Origin of the sequence: Pectobacterium carotovorum, from assembly GCF_033898505.1 — a bacterium.
Taxonomy (GTDB): domain Bacteria; phylum Pseudomonadota; class Gammaproteobacteria; order Enterobacterales; family Enterobacteriaceae; genus Pectobacterium; species Pectobacterium carotovorum_J.
This window is the reverse complement of sequence record NZ_JAXAFK010000001.1, coordinates 1,117,070-1,132,818: the sequence shown is the minus strand read 5'-3', so window position 1 is coordinate 1,132,818 and position 15,749 is coordinate 1,117,070. Positions and strand designations below refer to the sequence as shown.

At 52.0% G+C, this 15,749-nt stretch carries 15 protein-coding genes; 5 read left to right on the top strand and 10 right to left on the bottom strand.

Annotated features, from left to right (window positions below):
• Positions 1-669: a deoxyribose-phosphate aldolase gene (gene deoC, locus R9X49_RS05000; protein WP_319847432.1), complete on the top strand. Its 669-nt coding sequence runs from the start codon at positions 1-3 to the stop codon at positions 667-669.
• Positions 670-700: 31 nt separating this feature from the next.
• On the top strand, positions 701-1,474 hold the full coding sequence (deoR, locus tag R9X49_RS04995; RefSeq protein ID WP_319847431.1) for a DNA-binding transcriptional repressor DeoR: 774 nt from the start codon (positions 701-703) through the stop codon (positions 1,472-1,474).
• On the opposite strand, the gene R9X49_RS04990 is transcribed toward deoR, so the two are convergent.
• From R9X49_RS04990 to R9X49_RS04975, 4 genes are all read right to left on the bottom strand, one after another.
• Complete coding sequence (locus tag R9X49_RS04990; RefSeq protein ID WP_319847430.1) at positions 1,471-2,676, bottom strand: serine hydrolase; 1,206 nt, start codon at positions 2,674-2,676, stop codon at positions 1,471-1,473. The genes deoR and R9X49_RS04990 overlap by 4 nt on opposite strands.
• A 283-nt stretch (positions 2,677-2,959) precedes the next feature.
• The gene (locus R9X49_RS04985) at positions 2,960-3,619 is read right to left on the bottom strand and encodes a methionine ABC transporter permease (protein ID WP_015839941.1); all 660 of its coding nucleotides are present in this window, start codon (positions 3,617-3,619) and stop codon (positions 2,960-2,962) included.
• Entirely contained in the window at positions 3,612-4,628 is a 1,017-nt protein-coding gene (locus tag R9X49_RS04980; RefSeq protein WP_319847429.1) for a methionine ABC transporter ATP-binding protein, read from the bottom strand. Before R9X49_RS04980 ends, R9X49_RS04985 begins: the two co-directional genes overlap by 8 nt.
• 82 nt (positions 4,629-4,710) lie before the next feature.
• Positions 4,711-5,556 carry a MetQ/NlpA family ABC transporter substrate-binding protein gene (locus R9X49_RS04975; RefSeq protein ID WP_319847428.1) on the bottom strand — a complete coding sequence of 282 codons (846 nt, stop codon included), beginning with the start codon at positions 5,554-5,556 and terminating at the stop codon, positions 4,711-4,713.
• Between the two features lie 144 nt (positions 5,557-5,700).
• Between R9X49_RS04975 and R9X49_RS04970 the strand changes: the two genes are divergently transcribed.
• Complete coding sequence (locus R9X49_RS04970; RefSeq protein WP_319847427.1) at positions 5,701-6,318, top strand: glutathione S-transferase; 618 nt, start codon at positions 5,701-5,703, stop codon at positions 6,316-6,318.
• 271 nt (positions 6,319-6,589) lie between these two features.
• Here R9X49_RS04970 and R9X49_RS04965 read toward each other — a convergent pair whose 3' ends face one another.
• From R9X49_RS04965 to R9X49_RS04955, 3 genes are all read right to left on the bottom strand, one after another.
• Positions 6,590-7,756: a PQQ-dependent sugar dehydrogenase gene (locus R9X49_RS04965; protein ID WP_319847426.1), complete on the bottom strand. Its 1,167-nt coding sequence runs from the start codon at positions 7,754-7,756 to the stop codon at positions 6,590-6,592.
• 138 nt (positions 7,757-7,894) lie between these two features.
• Positions 7,895-8,548, bottom strand: a complete 654-nt coding sequence (locus tag R9X49_RS04960; protein ID WP_319848584.1) for a zeta toxin family protein — start codon at positions 8,546-8,548, stop codon at positions 7,895-7,897.
• A complete protein-coding gene (locus tag R9X49_RS04955; RefSeq protein WP_271873437.1) occupies positions 8,545-8,796 on the bottom strand; it encodes a hypothetical protein in 252 nt (83 codons plus the stop codon). The genes R9X49_RS04960 and R9X49_RS04955 overlap by 4 nt, the downstream gene beginning before the upstream one ends.
• Before the next feature lie 211 nt (positions 8,797-9,007).
• Here R9X49_RS04955 and rimO point away from each other — a divergent pair, with 211 nt between their 5' ends.
• On the top strand, positions 9,008-10,321 hold the full coding sequence (rimO, locus tag R9X49_RS04950; protein ID WP_319847425.1) for a 30S ribosomal protein S12 methylthiotransferase RimO: 1,314 nt from the start codon (positions 9,008-9,010) through the stop codon (positions 10,319-10,321).
• 243 nt (positions 10,322-10,564) lie between these two features.
• On the top strand, positions 10,565-11,338 hold the full coding sequence (gene sanA, locus R9X49_RS04945; RefSeq protein WP_319847424.1) for an outer membrane permeability protein SanA: 774 nt from the start codon (positions 10,565-10,567) through the stop codon (positions 11,336-11,338).
• Positions 11,339-11,346: 8 nt separating this feature from the next.
• On the opposite strand, the gene yeiB is transcribed toward sanA, so the two are convergent.
• The 3 genes from yeiB to R9X49_RS04930 form a co-directional block, all read right to left on the bottom strand.
• On the bottom strand, positions 11,347-12,534 hold the full coding sequence (yeiB, locus tag R9X49_RS04940) for a DUF418 domain-containing protein YeiB (RefSeq protein ID WP_319847423.1): 1,188 nt from the start codon (positions 12,532-12,534) through the stop codon (positions 11,347-11,349).
• Between the two features lie 138 nt (positions 12,535-12,672).
• Positions 12,673-13,335: a GTP cyclohydrolase I FolE gene (gene folE / locus R9X49_RS04935; RefSeq protein ID WP_005967317.1), complete on the bottom strand. Its 663-nt coding sequence runs from the start codon at positions 13,333-13,335 to the stop codon at positions 12,673-12,675.
• Between the two features lie 326 nt (positions 13,336-13,661).
• A complete protein-coding gene (locus R9X49_RS04930) occupies positions 13,662-15,344 on the bottom strand; it encodes a methyl-accepting chemotaxis protein (RefSeq protein ID WP_319847422.1) in 1,683 nt (560 codons plus the stop codon).
• Positions 15,345-15,749: the final 405 nt, after the last annotated feature.

Here is a 15,749-nt window from a genome sequence, read left to right as displayed (position 1 = left end):
ATGACTGACTACGCACGCTATATCGATCACACACTGCTGGCCGCCAACGCTACCGAACAGCAAATCATCACGCTGTGCGAGGAAGCGATAGCACACCGTTTTTATGCTGTTTGTGTGAATTCAGGCTACGTCCCCTTAGTCGCCGAAAAGCTGACAGGCACTGACGTTCAGGTATGCTCTGTTATCGGTTTCCCTCTCGGTGCAGGCCTGACGGCCAGCAAGGCTTTTGAAGCCAAAGCTGCGATTGATGCCGGCGCTCAGGAAATCGACATGGTAATTAACGTCGGCTGGCTGAAAAGCGGGAAGATTGACGCCGTCAAAGCGGATATTCAGGCCGTGCGCGAGGTTTGCGCCGCTATACCGTTGAAGGTAATATTGGAAACCTGTCTGCTTGATGACGAACAGATTGTACTGGTGTGTGAAATGTGTCGTCAGTTGGATGTCGCGTTCGTCAAAACGTCTACCGGTTTCAGCACCGGCGGCGCACGCGAAGAACACGTTCGACTGATGCGTAGCACCGTCGGCAGCGAGATGGGTGTCAAAGCATCCGGCGCGGTTCGCGATCGCCAAACGGCACAGCGTATGATTGAAGCAGGCGCCACGCGTATCGGCACCAGCTCAGGCGTTGCTATCGTTTCAGGTGAAGCTGCCGCAGCAGGAAACTACTAACAACAAAAATAGCTTACGAGCTGGGAATTTTATGGAAACGCGGCGCGACGAACGAATCGGCAGACTGGCTCAGGCATTAAAGAAAACCGATAAACTCCATCTGAAGGACGCCGCACAGCTACTCGGCGTGTCCGAGATGACCGTGCGCCGCGATCTGAATGCCGACTCCACCAGCGTTATGCTGCTCGGCGGCTACGTCGTGAGCGACCTGAAGAATAACGGTGTCACAAACTATTTTGTCTCCGACCAACAGACCAAGCACGTAAGAGAGAAGCAGGCTATCGGTGCGGTGGCTGCGCATCTCGTAGAAGCAAACGATACCGTTTTTTTCGACTGCGGCACCACTATCCCCTTCATCATTGATGCCATTCCTGATGAGCTGCCTTTTACCGCAGTTTGCTACTCTCTGAATACTTTTTTAGCACTACAGGAAAAAAAGGCGTGCAGAGTGATTTTGTGCGGCGGGGAATACCATCCGGATAACGCGATTTTCACTCCGCTCAACCAGCGCAGCGAGCTGGACAACATCTGTCCGAATAAAGCGTTTATTTCTGCGGCGGGTATCGAACTTAACGCAGGCGCGACCTGTTTTAACTTTGCCGAGCTGGGTATGAAGCAACGCGCCATGGCAACCGCACAGCGCATCATTATCGTGGCAGACAGCAGCAAATTCGGCCAGATCAAACGCGCCTGTATCGGCCCGATCACGCTGTTTGATACGGTCATTTCCGACAGCGCACCGGGCGAACCATACCTACGTTACTTCGCTAACAACGGCATTCAGTTAATCCACCCCGGAAATTAACCGAATAACCCACCGAACCACTGCTGCACCTTCATCATTACCGTATCCCAGAGGCGGCTAAAGAAACCGGCCTCGGGGATATCATCCATCGCCACCAGTTCGCGCTGCCCGATGCTTTTACCATCCAGTTGAAAATCAATGGTGCCGACCACCTGATTCTTGGTTAGCGGCGCGGAAAGCTGCGGCTGATTGAGTATAAAGCTGGCTTTCAGGTTCTTCATTTGCCCTTTCGGGATGGTCAGCGCGGCATCCTGTGCAACGCCAAGTCTCGCCTCTTTCTCGATACCAAACCAGACCCGCTGTGTAGTAAAGGGGGCATCCGCCTTGATAGGTGTCACCGTTTCAAAAAAACGGAAGCCCCATGTAAGCAGTTTTTCACTTTCGCGGAAGCGAATGGCATCCGTCTGCGCCCCCAACACCACGGAAATCAGGCGCATGTTGCCTTCGGTTGCCGAGGCCACCAGATTGTGCCCCGCGCCGTTGGTATGGCCGGTTTTCACGCCGTCCACATTCAGATTCGTGCTCCACAGCAGACGGTTGCGGTTAGGCTGGCGAATGTTATTGAAGGTGAACTCTTTTTCCTTGTGTAACGCATACTCTTCCGGCACGTCGCGAATCAGCGCCTGCCCTAACAGGGCCATATCGCGTGCGGTGCTATACTGCCCTGTGGCATCAAGCCCGTGCACAGTAAGGAAATGCGTATTCGTCAGGTTAAGCGCCTTCACATAATTGTTCATCAGGCTGACAAACGCATCCTGACTGCCCGCTACATAATCCGCCAGCGCAATGCTGGCATCATTACCGGACTGAATGACAATCCCTTTATTTAACTCAGAAACGGGAATACGGTCGCCCGGCTTAAGGAACATCAGCGACGAGCCACGCAACGCTGGATTGCCGGTTGCCCAGGCATCTTTTCCGACGGTCACTTCATCAGTCGGACTAATTTTACCGGATTTAATCGCCTGCCCAATGACATAGCTCGCCATGATTTTCGTCAGGCTGGCAGGATCAAGGCGCTCATCAGCATTGCTCTCCGCCAGCACTTTACCGCTGTGGTAATCCATCAGGATAAAGGCTTTGGCATCGATCTGCGGCACCGCTGGCAACTGTTCCGCATAGGTGAAGGGCACCAAACCAACAAGCAATACCGTACCTACAGAGAAAGACGTGAGTCTGGTCAGGAAAGGGGTTGTTTTCATGAGTTCGCCGCAATGTCCATCAGTCGTTAAAAATTCTTAATTTTCAATATGTTTTGAAAACTTTAGTAACATACAAAGGTAACGCGTCATCTCTGGGATGAAAACCGTTCCTTCTGTAAAGATAGTCAAAGAAATGAAAGCTTCTAAAAAAACGCTGATAAAAAAAGGACTTAGGAAAAATAAGGAATATCTGAAAATGTAGGTATCAGTTAATCAGAGGAAATAACGGACGGCACGAGGAACATGGCAACCCTGCCCCCTCGTGCCAGTGCATGGAAAACCCTTAGCGGCGCTCGCGCTTATCTGCACGTTTTGACAGCCAGTCGCCCAGCGTCTGTACCACCTGCACCAGAATGACCAGCGCAACAACGGTGATCACCATCACCTCGGTTTCATAGCGGTAATAGCCGAAGCGGATCGCCAGATCCCCGACGCCACCGCCGCCGACAATGCCTGCCATCGCCGAATAGCCGATGAGGCTCACCAACGTAATCGTGAGGCCACGCAATAATCCTGCTTTTGCTTCTGGCAGTAACACCGTGCCGATAATACGCATCGGGCTGGCGCCAAATGCTTCGGCCGCCTCCACGATGCCGGGGTCAATTTCACGCAGTGCGCTATCCACCAGACGCGCATAGAACGCGATGGCTGCCACCGACATGGGCACCGCCGCCGCCACTGGGCCAATCGTATTCCCCAAGAGAAACTGCGTGAGCGGTAGCAGCAAGACCAGCAGAATAACGAAGGGAATCGAGCGGATAATATTCACCAGCACGGTGCCAAACAGATAGACGGCACGGTTTTGCCAGAACAGATTCCTGTCCGTAACGTAAATCAGCAGCCCCAGCGGTAAACCGCCGATGATGGCAAGCAGCGTGGAAATCCCTACCATCTGGAACGTTTCGCCGAACGCCGCGACCAGATCGATCCATAAATCAGCCATGCAGCACCTCCACGTTCGCCGTCCTTACCTGAATATGTTCCACCGCTTCCGTCACTTTTACGGGATCGGATGGATGGGTCAATAGCGCCACGAGGATGCCTAGCGCACGATTGCCGATGTATTCGATCTTACCGTGCAGGATATTCACGGACACGCCAAAGCGCATCGCGACATCCGACAGCACGGGTTGTTCCGCCGATTCGCCGACGAACAGAATCTTCAATAATGTGCCCTGCAAATCTTTCAGCAAGCGCGGTGGCAAGGCGAGATCGAGCGTGTGGGACACCAGTTGACGCGTGAACGCGTGCTGCGGCGTCGCGAAAATATCAAAAACATCGCCTTCTTCCACAACCCGACCGCCCGTCATCACCGCCACCCGATCGCAAACGGCCTTAATCACGCTCATTTCATGAGAAATCAGCACGATGGTAATGCCCAATTTGTCGTTAATCTCTTTCAACAGCGCCAGAATAGCGGCTGAAGTTTCGAGATCGAGCGCCGATGTAGGCTCATCGCACAACAAGACTTCGGGATCGTTGGCAATGGCTCGGGCAATCCCTACGCGCTGTTTCTGACCGCCGCTAAGCTGCGCCGGATAAAACGATGCTTTATCCGCCAGCCCCACCAGATTCAGGATTTCCTGCACGCGCGTCGCAATATCCGCGTTGGATCTCCCAGCGGCTTTGAGGCTAAACGCCACGTTTTCCGCCACGGTACGCGTCTGCATCAGGTTGAAATGCTGAAAGATCATGCCGATTTTTTGCCGCTGTTCCCGCAGAAGCTGCCCTGACAGTTCGCTGATGAGCACGCCATTGACGCGCACACGGCCTGACGTCGGCCGCTGTAAGAGATTGATGGTCCGCAGCAGCGTGCTTTTCCCCGCGCCACTGGTGCCAACAATGCCGTAAACTTCCCCGCGCTGGATGTGCAGCGACACATTGTCTACCGCGCGATTTTCTGGCTGCTTCCCGTGAGAGAAGTCAACGCTTACCCCTTCTAACTGAATCATTATCCGCAAACTCCTGGCCTGAGCGGAAAAGAAGAAAGCCGGTCATAGACCGGCCAAATGGTATGTTGTGTAAGCCTGACGCTTACTGTGCGGGCGCTGGCGTTTTTGCCTGCATCCACTCAGGTTTCTGGAACTGGCTATACATCAACGCCGGATCGTTGATCACCGCGGAATACGCGGGTGATTCCACAATCGCCTTGGTATCTTTAACAAAGGGTTTGTCGAGATCGTCGGTGCGCACGGCAATAATGTTCTTCAGATTCTCATCCAGCGTTTCCAGCTTAATGGCCGCTGACAGTTTCAGGCCAGACGCCAGCGCGAAATTACCGTTCACCAGCGAGGCCGTCACGCTATCCAGCGTACGTGGCAATTGTGCTGCTTCCATCGGTTTGAAGACCAACCCTCGCGGGTTTTCAAGAATATCCTTCTCCGAAGCCTTGGTCGGATCGATGTCCGCCTTAATCGTAATCAGCCCCATCGATTGCAGAAAGCGCAGACCGCGCGCCAAATTGGTGGCGTCGTTAGAAAGGGTAACGACATCCCCTTTCTTCAATTCATCCAGAGATTTGATCTTCTTCGAGTAGAAGCCCATGCTGGCCGTCGGTACGGTAATCAGAGGGGAAATTTTTAACCCTTTATCAGCAGCGAACTTTTCCAGATACAGCGTATGCTGGAAAAGGTTGGCATCGATGCTGCCGTTAGCCAGCGCCAGATTGGGCTGAACATAATCGCTGAATTCACGCACGACGACCTTGTAGCCTTTCTTCACCAGCTCAGGTTTGATCGCCAAATTCACCATGTCGCCATACGGCCCTGGCGCCACGCCAAATGTGATCGTCTGTGGATCGCTGCTGGCCATCGCCAGTTGCATACCAGCAGCAAGTAGTGTGATGCCCAGCGCAGCGCGAACAGAATGCGTCAATGTCATTGTGTAACTTTCCTGTCTGAATGTAACTTGCTGTCATTATTAAGAATGACAAGTGAAATCATAAAGACTAAAAAGGCATATCATTATTTCTCATCGGCTGTCGCGGATGACCGGGGCAGGCTTCACGAAGAAAGAGGGGCAGGTATGATAACAATTTGGGGTCGTGATAACTCGACCAACGTAAAGAAGGTCCTGTGGTGTGCAGAAGAACTGGCGCTGTCTTATCAGCATATTGCGGCGGGTGGGCAATTCGGTCTTAACCATGAAGCCGATTATCTGGCGATGAACCCGAATGGCCTCATCCCCTGTCTGCGGGACGGCGATCTGGTGCTGTGGGAATCCAACACCATCGTACGTTATCTGGCGGCGCAGTATGGGCAAGATTCGCTGTATCTCGCGGATGCAGGCAAACGCGCCAGTGCTGAAAAGTGGATGGACTGGGCAAGCGCCCTCGCCGTCTCCTTCGGACCGGTGTTCATCAATATGGTGCGCGTCGTGCCGGAAAAACGCGATATGGCCTTAGTACAGAAAGGCATCGCCGAATGCGAACGCCTGTTCGATATTGTCGATACCGTTCTGGCTAATCAGCCGTGGCTATCCGGCAAACAGTTTGGCGTTGGCGATATTCCGCTAGGCTGTATTGTTTACGGCTGGCTGAATATGCCGATTGAGCAGCAGTCGCATCCGCATCTGGAACGCTGGTATCAGCAACTCACCGAACGCCCGGCGTATCAGAAGCACGTCATGATTCCACTGTCTTAAGATTGAGAGGTTGCTGACAAAGACTGTCGAGCGGTAGTAACAGATAGATCGTAAAGACGCAGTGAACACCTCCCTGTGCGCTCGGCTTGCGCAGATATGAATCTCATCCCTGAGATTCACCCTTTACAGGGTCGTCGCAAGCGACGTTCAAAGGCGTTCCTGACGCCTTTGTCCCTGGCGCAAACGCTTTACTCTTCTATTCCGTTACTACCGTCTTCGTTCCGCAAATAGATTTTTTACAGTCTGACAGGCACCGCAAGGTGCCTGATTTTTACTCCAGTCCGACTTTCAGCAATTTGCCATTGTCGTGATCGGTCAGCAAATAAAGGTAGCCGTCAGGCCCCAGCCTCACATCGCGAATACGTTCACCGCGGTTGCTCAGCAAGCGCTCTTGTGAAGCGACCTTGTCGCCATCAAGCGTCAAACGAATCAGGTTCTTCTCTGCCAGCGCGCCGATAAAGACTGAATTTTTCCACTGCGGGAAACGGTCGCTGTTATAGAAGGCCATTCCGCTGATGCCCGGTGATTTTTCCCAATAAAAGTCAGGGTTCGCCATCCCTGCGATCTCTTTTCCTTTCGCTTCTGGAATCTTTAACCCTGAATAGTTAATGCCGTGTGTCGCAATCGGCCAGCCGTAATTCTCACCGGCTTTAGGGATATTGATTTCATCGCCGCCTTTCGGGCCATGTTCATTTTCCCACAGCACGCCAGACCACGGATTAATCGCCAACCCCTGCGGGTTACGGTGTCCGTAAGACCAGATTTCCGGCCGCGCATTAGGTGTATTCACAAACGGGTTATCGGACGGCACCTTACCCTCTGCCGTCAGACGTACAATTTTGCCCTGTAATTTATCCAGATCTTGTGCGGTCGGGCGTTCGTTGTTTTCGCCCAGTGCGATAAACAGATACCCTTGTCGATCAAAGGCCAGCTTGCCGCCGAAGTGGTTACCCGTCGACAGCTTCGGTTCCTGACGGAAGAAGACTGTGAAATTCTCTAACCGCTTATTATCCTCGGAGAGTTTACCGTAGCCGACCGCGGTTCCCGCTTTACCCTCGCTCCCCTCTTCGGCAAAGCTCAGGTAGATGCGTCGATTCTGCGCAAAGTCCGGCGATAGCGCGACTTCCAGCAACCCGCCCTGTGATTTAGCGAAGACTTTCGGTACACCCGCTATCGGCGCAGACAGCGCGCTGCCCGCTTTCCATAAGCGTAAATTCCCGGCGCGTTCTGTAATCAGAATCCCCTGCTCTTCCGGTAAAAACGCCAATGACCACGGGTGGTCCAGCTTATCCTGTAATTCCGTCACCTTCGGTTCTGCCGCCAATAACGGGCTGGAAAACAGCAGCGTCGCGCCAAGCAGCAGCCAATGTGGCACGGCAGAAAATCGTCGTAACAAGGGGGGGGAAGCAGAATTGCGAGGCATCAGGCAATAGGACATAGCGTTGTCTCCATCCAACAAAAGTCCTGTAAATTTAGGCGGCAGGCGATGTTTGTGCAAAAAAACGGGGCAAGGTTTACATTTATTGAAGAAATTCAAAGAAACCAGTAGCTGAAGCGGCGGACATGATAAATTGGGTTATCTCGGCTGAATCATCCTGATTTTGTTTTCATCCCACGACGTCATCACATTTTTGTACAACCACATAGGCTGCACGTTATCAAACGATTCCTCGACGATATCAAGAAAGCCATCCGGTGTAACCTCACCAAGAAACGTCAGCGTCGTCGTTGAATTATCGAAAAAATAAGCACGATGGCAGAGTCGGATCATCTCAGAGAGATACACCAAGCTACGCTGATAACGCCCGAAGACCTTATCCTTCGGCACACTATGCCCGCCTAATGCAACACGCTGAGTTATTCGCTCATCGTTGAGTTCTGGATCTGACGTACAGACATAATAAAGGTAGGGTTTATAACCGCTTTCTCTTGCCGCTTTTACAAAATCGAGATGACTTTTGTGACTCATCACGGACTCATAGGTAAAAGAAAGCCGATCGCGAATCCAGTCCTCTCTCAAACCTAAGGAAATTCTCTGTGCCAGCCTGGCGGCTGATTCATCGGACAACAGTGCTTTATCGACCGCTTCCCCCAACAACGCAGGGAGATCAATATGTTTTGCAATATCATCGGGGTTAAGGTACTGCCCCAAAGGAACGGCGTACGTTTCTCTCAATTCTTTAGTCAACGTCGTTTTGCCCGATCCATTCGGGCCTGCAACCAGTCTCAAGCTCGGCAAAGCAGCTCCCTAAGCTTAATTGGCGGTTGACCGTCCACGGGTTTAATTTCTGAGAGCGTACCATCAGGTGCTTGACTGACCAGCCAGCCATCTTTGATATAAGTGATTGATACACCGGAATCTAACGCTTCTTTGATTGCCTGCTTTGAGGCACGGGCACCGATCTGCATTAAGGTCCGATTATCATCAATTTTGCTTTTACGCTGATGCTTCCGCACGACTTTAATTCGTTGCACCATCCTGCCTCCTGACTCGTGGTAATGATGAAAAATTATACCATAACGTTCTGCATGTATTTACTATTTAGCGCCGCTTTGCGAAGCACCTTCCACGAGACCTCATCACCACGGCGATAAAATGCTGAGTTTTACACCACTGACTATAAGGATAATCAACTATGGTGTAGAATCCTCCGGTTTTTATTTTCTGTTTATTTTGTGAGCGAATAATATGCAACAACCACGTATCGGCTTTGTTTCCCTCGGTTGCCCGAAAAACCTCGTCGACTCCGAGAGGATTCTGACCGAACTGCGTACTGAAGGTTATCAGGTCGTCCCACGCTATGACGACGCTGAACTGGTGATCGTCAATACCTGTGGTTTTATTGACAGCGCCGTACAAGAGTCGCTGGAAGCCATCGGCGAAGCGCTGAATGAGAACGGTAAAGTTATCGTCACAGGCTGTCTGGGTGCCAAAGAAAATCAAATACGCGAAGTGCATCCAAAAGTGCTGGAAATTACTGGTCCGCACAGCTACGAGCAGGTGCTGTCGCACGTGCATCAATATGTCCCTAAACCGACGCACAACCCGTTTACCAGTTTAGTTCCCGAGCAGGGCGTGAAACTCACACCGCGCCATTACGCGTATCTGAAAATTTCAGAAGGCTGTAACCACCGCTGTACGTTCTGCATTATCCCTTCCATGCGTGGCGATTTGGATAGCCGCCCAATCGGTTCGGTGCTGGATGAAGCGAAACGTCTGGTTGATGCCGGCGTAAAAGAGCTGCTGGTGATTTCTCAGGACACCTCGGCGTACGGCGCAGATGTGAAGCAGCGTACCGGATTCTGGAACGGGCAACCGGTCAAAACCAGTATGGTCAGCCTGTGTGAGCAACTGGCGTCTCTCGGCGTATGGGTACGCCTGCACTATGTCTACCCTTACCCGCACGTAGACGATGTGATCCCATTAATGGCGGAAGGCAAAATCCTGCCTTATCTGGACATCCCGCTCCAGCACGCCAGCCCGAAAATTCTCAAACTGATGAAGCGCCCAGGCGCAGTAGAAAGAACGCTGGAGCGTATTAAGCGCTGGCGCGAAATCTGCCCGGACTTAACGCTGCGTTCTACCTTTATTGTCGGTTTCCCCGGCGAGACGGAAGAAGATTTCCAAATGCTGCTCGACTTCCTGAAAGAAGCCAAACTCGACCGCGTGGGCTGTTTTAAATTCAGTCCGGTCGAAGGCGCGGCGGCAAATGCATTGCCAGATCAGGTGCCGGAAGAGATCAAAGAAGAACGCTTCCACCGTTTCATGCAGCTTCAGCAGGCCATTTCTACCCAGCGTTTGCAGGATAAAATTGGCCGTGAAGTGCTGGTGTTGATCGATGAAATCGACGAAGAAGGCGCGATTGGCCGCAGCATGGCCGATGCCCCTGAAATCGACGGTGCGGTTTACCTCAACGGAGAAACTGGCGTGAAAGTCGGTGATATCGTTAAGGTTAAAGTCGAACACGCCGACGAATACGATCTGTGGGGTAGCCGGGTTTAACACGCCCAGCGCGCCTAATACCGATCGTTTAAGGATCGAGATACACCGGGCGAAGTAACCAGTATTACCCGTCACGCCAGCTTTTCTGCCCGAAAGGCTGGCGTTTTATTTTCACGCCCCTCACCCTAACGCTGAAAATTCAATCAATAAACCACCCGTTCCTCGCCTTCGTCTTGCGTCCCCCAGTCAGGTAAAGTAGCCTTGAGGCATGATTAGTCGACTAGCCTTACCCGAGGCATAAGCATGTGGAAACGCCTGACATTCGGTTTGTTAGCCCTCATTGGCGTGCTGCTGCTCTCTGCTTTTGCCCTCGATCGTTGGATCAGTTGGAAAACCGCGCCATTTATTTACGATGAACTTCAGGCCTTGCCGAAGCGTCAGGTTGGAGTCGTACTGGGAACGGCGAAATACTATCGTACCGGTGTGATCAATCAGTATTATCTGTTCCGTATGCAAGGGACGATTAACGCTTACAACAGCGGTAAAGTCAGCTATCTGCTGCTCAGCGGTGACAACGCGCTGCAAAGCTACAATGAGCCGATGACGATGCGTCGCGATTTGATCGCCGCAGGCGTTCCGCCTTCGGATATCGTGCTGGACTATGCGGGATTCCGCACCCTGGACTCCATCGTCAGAACACGCAAGGTGTTTGATACCAACGATTTCACCATCATCACCCAACGTTTCCACTGCGAACGCGCGTTATTCATCGCGCTGCACCTCGGCATTCAGGCGCAGTGTTATGCCGTGCCTTCGCCCAAAAATATGATGACCGTGCGGGTTCGTGAATTTGGCGCTCGTCTGGGCGCGCTGTTCGATCTGTATGTCCTCAAACGCGAGCCGCGCTTTTTAGGGCCGCAGGTGCCGATTCCCGCAGAACATACCATTCCAGAAGATGCCCCGGATTATCCTGCCGTCCTGCCGGAGCAGGTGCTACCCTCGCCAGTTCATCAGGCTAAGCCTGACCAACCAGCGAAAGCCGAACCCGAACCGCAGAACGAGCACGCTGCACCGTAAGGTTTTTTCTACTCGGTTTTCCCTACCGCATTAGTGAGTTTGCGCCATAGCCATTCCAGCGGACCCTGACGAAAATAGCGCAACCAGCAGTGAGAAAAGACCAGATTGGCGATCCAGATAATAGGAACCAGCGCCAACAATTGCAGGCGGCTGAAGGCCATAAACAGACCAAGCTGGTTAAACAGCACCACGCAAATCAGCGTTTGCAGCAAATAGTTGGTTAACGCCATACGCCCGACATCCGTAATCCAGTACGTGATGCGCCATTGGCACAGCGTGCCCCAAAAGCCGTAGCACAGCGCCAGATAGCCTATCGCCTGCAAGGGTGAACTCAGCTCACGCGGAATTTGCAATAACAGCCCGCTCCAGCGATATTCCCAATCCACCAGCCACTGCCCCACCACGCCAATGCTGTTAATCGCCACGCCCAGTGGAATCAGCCACAGAGCCACCTTACGATAGTGCGCCGTGCTGAATTCCCCTTTCAGCCAGCCACTGCGCATCAGCCCTGCTCCTAATAGCATCGATCCCGCCAGCAGCCAGCCGTACTGCACGCCCAGCGACAACAGGCTTTCCGTGAGCAGATCGACGCGATTACTCCACGCTTCCGGCCCGCCTAACGCCCGCCAATAAGCCTCGTAGGTGATATCCGCCATACCCGGCAGCCAGAATCGACCCGGTTGCAGACTCAGAATCTGGCTCAGTACAAACAGCACGCCGATTCCCACCAGGTATAGAACTACCCCCGTACGCATTAGCAACTGGCTACTTTCCGCATGGCGAATCATGCCGTAACACACCAGCCCTATCAGCGCATAGTCGAGCAAAATGTCGCCATCCCACAGGAAAATGGCATGAATCAGCCCGACGATCATCAGCCAGAACAGACGTGCATGTACCCAGCGTTTCCCCCGCGGCAACAATAGCTGTAGCCCCGCGCCAAAAAGGAGAGAAAACAGCGTCAGGAATTTTGCCTGCGCCAGCAGATCCATCGCCGCCCACGTCAAGGCATCGGACAACGTGGGTTCACCTTGCCAGGCTGGATTGAGGTAGGCCGCATGCGGTAAAGCAAACGCCGTAATATTCAGCAGTAAAATACCCAGGATGGCGACGCCGCGTGCGAAATCCAGCGTAGCTATCCGTGAAGGTGGCCGCGAAAGTGGCAAATGAGGTGATGGTACAGTGTGAGAAGGCATACAAATTACATTTTCAAATCATCGAAGTAGCGATTGTATGCACAGAAAGGGAAAAAGCGAAGGTACTTGCTGATTTGACAATGACCGATGTGGCGATGACGAGGGGTATTTCCTTCATCATCGCCAATAAGAACGGGCTTAATTGTGGTGGCGAACCGCGCGCAGGAATTCCTGACGCGTGTTCTGGCTGGATTTAAACAGCCCACCGAGCGATGTCGTGGTCGTGGCGCTGGTCGCATCACGAATACCGCGCGCCTTCACGCAGTAATGCACCGCATCAATCGAAACCGCAACGTTATTGGTACCCAACAGCGTTTGCAGCGCGACTAAAATCTGCTGCGTTAAGCGTTCCTGCACCTGAGGGCGCTGAGAGAAAAACTGGACGATGCGGTTGAGCTTCGACAAACCAATGACGCCATCTTTCGGGATATACGCCACCGTTGCTTTCCCATCGATCGTCACGAAATGATGTTCACAGGTGCTGGTCAGCGTGATATCGCGCACGGTAACCATTTCATCGACCTTCATTTTGTTTTCAATGATGGTGATTTTGGGGAAATTGGCGTAGTCCAAGCCGGAGAATATTTCATCAACGTACATTTTAGCGATGCGAGTCGGTGTTTCAGCCAGGCTGTCATCGCTCAGATCGAGACTCAGCAAATTCATAATTTCCGTCATATGCTCGGCAATACGTTGCTTACGCGTATCCCGATCCAACAACGCCCCGCGCAGCGGCGTTTCGAGACCGCGTGCCAGCAGTGCTTCGTGCACCATAACGGCTTCTTTACTTAGTGATGACATTATTATTCTCCTGCAGGTGTAACTATGCCTATCGCACTATCATGGCCTTGATCAGACCCTAGCGCCGTCAACACTCTAGTTGAGAGAGTTACGATTATCCAGTGATTGTACGTCATGATTGTTGAAATAGATTCAGGTTATCAAGCGTAGCGGGTGTGCCTGTGTGCGTAGCGAGGGGCACATCTTGTGCACAGAAAAACCACGATTCAGTCATAAATGTCCCGTGATAAACAAAAAAGCACTGGGAACATATCCCAGTGCTTTTAGCGATAAATCACCTGATTTTTGCGGTCATCAGCGCGCTGACGCCGCATGTCGTGGGGCTATCAGAAGGTTTCCCAGTTGTCGTTAGCATTGCCTTTTTTACCGCCTGCGGCCGCTAATAACATCGGTTTTTCCACTGCGGGCGCTTTCTCTGCCAGACGCTGCTGAGGGCGACGATGCGCCTCTGCGGCCGACAGCTGGAATACCGATACGGCCTCGGTCAACTGGCGGGCCTGATCTTCCAGCGATGCCGCGGCGGCGGCAGATTCTTGTACCAGCGCGGCGTTCTGTTGTGTCACGCCATCCATTTCGGTCACCGCCTGACCAATCTGCGTAATACCGCGGCTCTGCTCGTCCGATGCCGATGCGATTTCACCCATCAGATCGTTCACCCGGGTAATCGCAGAAATGATGGAATCCATCGCTTCGCCGGTTTGCGTAACCTGATTTGACCCTGTATTGATACGTTCAACCGATTCCGTAATCAGGCTCTCAATTTCTTTTGCCGCCTGAGCACTGCGCTGCGCCAGATTACGAACTTCGCCTGCAACTACCGCAAAACCACGCCCCTGCTCACCGGCTCTGGCAGCTTCCACCGCCGCGTTCAACGCCAGAATGTTGGTCTGGAAGGCAATGCCGTTAATCACGCTGGTGATATCAGCAATTTTCTTCGAGCTGGTCGTAATGCTTGCCATCGTCGCCATCACATCTGCCGTGACGTCGCCCCCTTTCTTCGCCGCAACGGAAGCATCCTGTGCCAACTTAGTGGCCTGATGAACGTTATCGGCATTCTGTTTCACCGTCGCACTCAGCTCTTCCATACTGGCGGCCGTCTGTTCCAGCGCCGCAGCCTGCTGCTCGGTACGTGCGGACAAATCGTTATTGCCGCTTTTGATTTCACTGGAGCCCTGATGAATCGATGCAGAGCTGTCGCGGATAATGGATACCGTATTAACCAGACTGCCCTGCATCTCTTTCAGATAAGGAATCAGCTGTCCGGCACAGTTACGACCAAACTCGTCAATCGGGTGGTTAAGCTGCCCGGCAGCCAGCACCTGGAAATATCCTTTGATCATATTCAACGGCTTAACCAGGTAGTGAACCAGATAGCGATCCGTCATCAGCAGGATGATCAATCCAATAATCGCTGCCCCCAGCAGAATGTGATTACTCCAGCCAACCAGACCGTAGACCTCGCTCATTGACTCCTCTGACGAGGAAAGAATCGCCGTCTGGTATTTCTCCATATTGGCACCGAATGCCACGCTCAACGGCGGGTAGGTTTTACGGAAAAGCTGACGGAACTCCTCCTGACGATTCTCACGCGCAGCGTTCAACATCGGCGTCAACCCGTTATCCAATATCTGGGTCCACGCGGCGATCATATTGTCCGCGGTTTCTTTATCAACGCCGACGTGCTCAACGGCTTTAAACGCAGCCAGTTGATCTGACGTGTTTTTAAACGCGGTGGTTGCTGACGTAAATACTTTTTCTGCTTCCGCCGTTTCACCCGTTTGCTGGAAATCCATCGAGCGTAACAAGCGAGTAACCGTACGAAAATACTGGTCATTGCCTTTCACCAGCATCTCTACGTTTTTACGTTGAGTTTCGCCGGATTCCAATAGTTTGGTCATGCTGCTTAATGAGGTGGTGGTAAAGAAAGACGCGCCGCCCCATACAACCAGAAACAGACCCAATATTGTTAAAAGCATTGCCCTGATGGTGATATTTTTTAAAAAATTCACAGAAGACTCCTATAAATTATCTGGCGACTTTCCTCTGCGCTTTCTGCAACATGGCTGCACATTTTTAATTGGAAATACGCCTGGTGTTACGTCATTTAATGAAGAGCAGAGGCTCTCATTAGTTAGAGTTATTTTCCTTTAATGACAAAAAGATACACTTCCTTACAATAACGATAAGATATTCCTACCATACATTAACATTATCGGCACTTTGGGCAGGCACTTTACGCTTTTGCATCAACAAATGCGATCAAAATTAAGAATTGCGATAGTTTTTGACTATTGCTTCGCTACAACAATTTATCTACACATTTAACTATTTATTTTAATTATCTATTTATTTCCCCTCCTTCACTATTGCGTCAGGGTAAAATACAGTTTTATTTTTCTGGGATTATTCTTATT